This window comes from Legionella santicrucis (genome assembly GCF_001468135.1).
In the GTDB taxonomy this organism is placed as follows: domain Bacteria; phylum Pseudomonadota; class Gammaproteobacteria; order Legionellales; family Legionellaceae; genus Legionella; species Legionella santicrucis.
The window spans coordinates 1-5,557 of sequence record NZ_LNYU01000083.1 but is presented as its reverse complement, the minus strand read 5'-3'; the positions used below and the strand labels follow the sequence as shown (position 1 = coordinate 5,557).

The window sequence follows — 5,557 nt, the reverse complement described above, 5'->3', positions numbered from 1 at the left end:
GTACTCCCCTAATAACTGCAGTAACTCATCGTTCTTGGTAGAGAGAGCAAAAGCAATGACTTGTTGCAACGCTTCGTTGTTGTGCAGTGCTTCTTGAGTGCTGAATAATTCTTGAAAAAAGCGTTTCGTCTCTTCTGCAATCCTGGCTTGCAATTGGGAAGAGACCACCTTGCCGTAGAAAAGGTAAGGCATGGTCGCACTGGCAAGCGGAAGTTGCGATTTAGAATCGCAGTACCATTTATAATCCTGGAAGTGCTCTTTGAGCGCAGGATAATCTTTGCAGGCCACTTGACGCGTGATGCCGCTTTGTGCGCCTGTATTCACCTGGGGAATGCGATGCTCCTGACACAAGGTGTGACCCAGCAACCGAAACATATCCGCCACCTGCGCAATTTTTTCTTTTTTCACTGCAGCTTCTATCGAATCCAAACACAAAGCACCCTGTTGCCCTTTCCAGACCCAAGCTTGTGCCAAAATGACATCATCCAGGGAGGGATTTTGCGCCTCACCTTGGCATAAAACATAAAAACCACCATTAGGCGAGGTGATGCCATGAATCACACACTCACTGCCCACACCACCAAGATACTGGCAGCACTGCGTTATTTTCCCAAGACAGGCTGCAAGTGCTGCTCCTTTATCACTGGTCGTATCCAGTTTTTTAATATAAATCCCTGGATAGCCAATGTCGTTCCCATCAATAAGCACATCAGGAATCGTCTTCTCCGCATTATCACGCTTGAGGGCATAAAATTGCTCTCTATTTTGGGGACTAATGCCGTTTTGAATTAAGATGTTTTGAGCCGCACTGCTTTCTTGTTGGTATTTGGCATAAAAAGCCTCCAGAACAATCATATCAGCATGCGCTAAAGGTAATCGTCCTTGGCAAAGAAATACGAGCTGTGTTTGCAGCTCAAATAGGCGTTGACTGCATACTTTCAGCTGTTCTTCGCGCGCCATTCGTTCTGCGGGGTTAACCAAGGGCTTTTTCTTAAGGCTCTTATATTGTCTTGATACCGTAGAGAGCTCCTTTTTGACGTCTTGAATTTTATCCCTTATTGCCGCATCGAACTTTTGGCCTTCTTGCTTCGTTGCTTTCTTACCCATTTTTCCCATCGCTTCAATGGCTTCTGCATGCGGCAAAAGAGCGCGAAAACGAGGGTTGGCAAGGTAGAGGTTGGCCAACTTTAGCCATTGCGCAAATGCACACGTATCGGCTTTGGGCAGCTCAAATAAGCACGCATCATGAACCAGGTAGTTGTAGGCATTTTGGTCTTTAAATTGGAGTAAATAATTCAATACCGCTTTTTCATCCTTAAAAATCGTGGCTAGTTTAAGAGCATGGTCTTCAGCCACTCCATTGTGTTCCACCATAAGGGCTAATTGGCATAAAGGAAGCACTTTTTGATAACAGTCATGATGAATAAATCCCTTATCATTTGGAGGAAGAGTCGCGTTGGGCAACGCCGTTGCCTCTAGCCCCCATTGCTGTAATGTGGCCTTTATGAAATAAGCCCCTTCATCACCATAATCATGGTGAATGCGCTCGATAAGCTCATTGGCTTTGTCACTAAAGGCAAGTGATTTTTGTTTTAATCCCTGGAGGGTTTGGAGCTCTTGTAGAATATCCAGCATGGACAAAGTTGACATATGTTTTTTCTCTAAGGTTGGATAAGGTGAGGTAGCCAAATCAGCTTTTTACTAGCTACAACAAAAAATGGCTCACCTCACTTCAATATGAGCAGACTTTAATCTATATGGTTGTTCAATATAACTGTCGAAAATGAACAGGTTACAGCAGCTGAAAAAAAACACACTTAGTGAGGGCTAATGTATCTGCATTTGCATTGCGCAACAATTTCTAAGAAACATTACTTTACGCTTTTCTACACCTAATCGTTTTTTTATGCAACTTAAGAATGAGTGATGAGGTACGGGATCTTTCAAAGTTAACCCACAAAACCATCGATAACAAATATTAGTATTTTAGTGTTAAGCTACCGATCGTTCACTAATTGACAAAACATATTCATCATAGCGATTTGCTCTATATTATTGGGTACTGAATCCAACAATGCTGGAGAATACACAATAACAGCCATGCATTGTGCTCTTGAGATCGCAACATTAATGCGATTCTTGTCAAAAAGAAAATTTAAGCCCCGAGGCGACTCATTAGCACTACTTGCACACATACTTAAAAATACAATTGGCGCTTCTTGTCCCTGGAATTTGTCAACACTACCTACCCTTGCCTTATCTCCAAGGGCTGCTTTTAGTTTATTAACCTGAAAATTATACGGAGCAACAAAAAGTATATCCTCCCAATCAATTGTTCTTTGTCGGCCGTTTTTGGCATTAAAAGTCCGCCCCAACAATTCATGAGCTAAAGAAAAAATTTGTTCTACTTCTTCATCACTCGCTTGAGTATTACCTTCATGAATAACTGGTACAGCGATTATTCCAGCCTCCTTGTTCAAAATGCCATGATAATCATCCGGGATAGTTATCAATTGCTCATCATTTTCTGGAGCAGTTTCAAGTTTATCTTCATATATTGCCTCGCTAATAAATTGATTTACTGCCGAGTGCATGCGATAGGTTGTTCCCAAAAACACCCCCATTGAATCAGGGATAGTTGGGGTCGAATGTAATAAGTAATCCAAAATGGATAATCCGCTGTCCTCTGGATGACACCCTTGAGAAGGCTGGCCCAATTGCATTTGATCACCCATTAAAATGATATTGGCTGTTGATCTGCTCATAGCAATCAAATTTGCTACACTAACTTGTCCTGCCTCATCGATAAAAAGATAATCAAAGGCTTTTTCAAGATCATCTCTGGAAAAACCCCAAGCCGTTGTTCCTACGACACATCCTGCTTGTACAAAGCCTGCAATACCTTTATTTTCCAACACATTAATATTCAATTCATCAATGACTGGGTCAGTATTGCGTGTACAAGCAAAATATCCAGTAATTCCTTCTTTATGACAGTATTTGACAGTGTTAATCAATAAATTATTGATGGCTTTATGGCTATTAGAAGATATGCCTACCCTTTTGCCTTGTTTAATCAGCTCAGCAATCAAATGCTTGCCTGTATATGTTTTGCCAGCACCAGGTGGGCCTTGAATAGTTAAATAACTATTATTCAGATTAAGAGCTGCCCGAATAATTTCATTCAATCGTTGCTTCGGATCATGACCAGGAGCTATTGCTTGACCTGACACATGGCCATTGATTCTGGGGATAGATTTACCCAGAAAGTCAACTAGAGCTGTTTCCGCAAGCATTCCTTTTGTAAATGCCTCTGCTTGTTTTGTAATTGCTTGAGGTATGGGATCAGGATTAACATATTCATTTGGGATCAAAGTAATGGGACTATCAGGTTCATTTTTAATTTGCAACGCAATAATCCCATGCTCCAAATTACTGCCTTCATCATAGCAAGTAACTTTTATGTTTTTACCATCAGGTGTCTCATTGCCTAACAGATAATATTCTTTTGCATTACCCTTGAACTCTTGATCAGGATCAAACGAATATTCGTAAACTAAATTTCGTGCTTTTGGAGTAGGTTTATAAGGTGGTTTTTCAGTTCGCTGACAATACGCAAGGCAATCTATATCCTCAAGTAACTCTTCTTCGCTTAATCCTAATCGATCAAATAACCGCCAAAAAACAGGCTTGGATTCACGTCTATGAAATTCGATTGACCAAGCCATAACAGAATGAAGTTTAGATAACTGTTCCCGGCCTTCGATATGTAATTGCAAGGAGCGTTCAAGCAATCTGTCGCGAAGTTTAATACGCTCATTAATTTCTTCTTTAATTTCAGGTTCGAGCAACTCTGTTTTGCCAAGAAAACAAATACCATATACCTTTTGTTTTTCTCTTAACCAGGCAACCAATTCCTGGGTAGAATTACAATCATCAATATTATAAGAACGAATATCATTTAATATTTTTGATGTTTGCCAAGTATCACCATCAGGGTTTTCTCGCCACCGCTCGTAAACAACTACAGAATCTCCACCTGAACCAACTTCTGTATCTCGTTTAGCACGATACAAATGTTCAACATTTTTGATTGAATAACGCGGCTCCCCTATTAAAAGCGCACCTTTTACGATTTTATATAAATCAACAAATACTTCATTGCGTAACAATTGATCCACTTCATACTCACATACCCCATATCTGCTCATTAACTTTCGGCAAGCAGTAATCTCATAGCTTGCATAATGGTAAATGTGCATAGAAGGATCCTGCTGCCATCTTTTATATACCCACTCAACAAATGCTCTAAAACTTTCTTTTTCCTGATCTTTGTCATGTGCCCAAAAATCCATGTATTGACGTTGCTCACGCTCATCAAAATAAGTCACTCCCCAAAGATACTCCAATCCTCCGTCTTCTAAAGGAAACCCTTCGATATCAAAAAAGATATCATTTTTTGATTTGGGGGGCAGCAGGGCCAATCCCAGTTTTTTTCCATTTTCATGATTAATTAATTGATAAGCAGGAGTATCCTTTCCGATGCTCTCTTTTTGAATTTTGGCCTGAGCTTTTAATTGCTCGAATAACTCAGATTTTATTCCTTTTACAGTTTTATAATCAGAATTCGCTAAAGCAGTCATCGTATGGATGCCTGCTTGATTCAATTTTTTAATTTGCCCCGAGGTAATAGTAGCAACCTGAATCAGATGATCTGCTTTTAATAGAAGATTCTCTGCATGTGTGCTCCATCTTCCCCAACTTTTAGACGAAGACGGATCAGGGCATTGAGAAGGTTCGAATTGTTGATGTACTGACAAAAATTTGTGTTTAAGATTTTGGTAGAAATAAAAATAATCATGAAGCCGGAATCGTTTTTGTTCCTTGTTACCCAGAATGATGGTGAGATATTCTGCTCTTGCGTGTTGCCTTCCATGAAGCATTTCGGCATAACAACATAATTGTACCAAAAAATAGGACTTAACAGACTTAGCTAATTTAGTATCCCAAACTTCATAACAATAATCTCCAAAAATACTTTTTCCTTGGACTTTAATCAAAAAATCAGCATATCCTCTAAACGGTAGCAATTCCAAATGCGCCTGATAAATGACATCAACTCCATTTTTCATAGCGTCTATAGTAGCTTGATATGAATCCGTTCGCTTACGCAAATTAGCAATTGTTAATCCTCTTGCTTCAAAAGCAGCTAATACTTCTGATTCATGTTGATTTCCCATATCATGCAAGACATTGAGCAACTCATTATTTTCATCAGCAGGAGGGAGTAGCTCAGGATTTGTTAGTGCCAAATGATCCATCCATGAAGCAAAAGGGCTATCCATAAACTGAGCCAAATCTGACGGTGAGAATACAATTTGATTGGATTCAAGATACATTAAATTTACCCTGATTTGATTAATCATTAATAATATTAATCGATTTTTATTGCGAGTAAAGAAATGCAATTCATTATATTAAATTTGAATTTTCTTTAGGGTCTGTTGACATTTCACCTGCCGCCTACGTGCCGCGGCTTGTCCGCGGCATCGAGTAA

The 5,557-nt window shown here is 39.6% G+C and carries 2 protein-coding genes and 1 pseudogene; all 3 read right to left on the bottom strand.

The annotated features are described in order from the left end of the window. Nucleotides 1-1,650, bottom strand: a 1,650-nt coding sequence (locus Lsan_RS15010) for a hypothetical protein (protein WP_193392727.1), incomplete at its 3' end; no start/stop codon positions are given. A gap of 234 nt (nt 1,651-1,884) precedes the next feature. Next, a pseudogene (locus Lsan_RS22220) lies at nt 1,885-1,980 on the bottom strand (transposase); the annotation flags it as partial. A 17-nt stretch (nt 1,981-1,997) separates the two neighbouring features. Beyond that, a complete protein-coding gene (locus Lsan_RS15005; RefSeq protein WP_058514953.1) occupies nt 1,998-5,399 on the bottom strand; it encodes a TM0106 family RecB-like putative nuclease in 3,402 nt (1,133 codons plus the stop codon). Nucleotides 5,400-5,557: the final 158 nt, after the last annotated feature.

Excerpts from the sequence above, each read along its gene's own strand:
- Lsan_RS15005 (WP_058514953.1), bottom strand. The coding sequence starts at position 5,399 with ATGTATCTTGAATCCAATCAAATTGTATTCTCACCGTCAGATTTGGCT.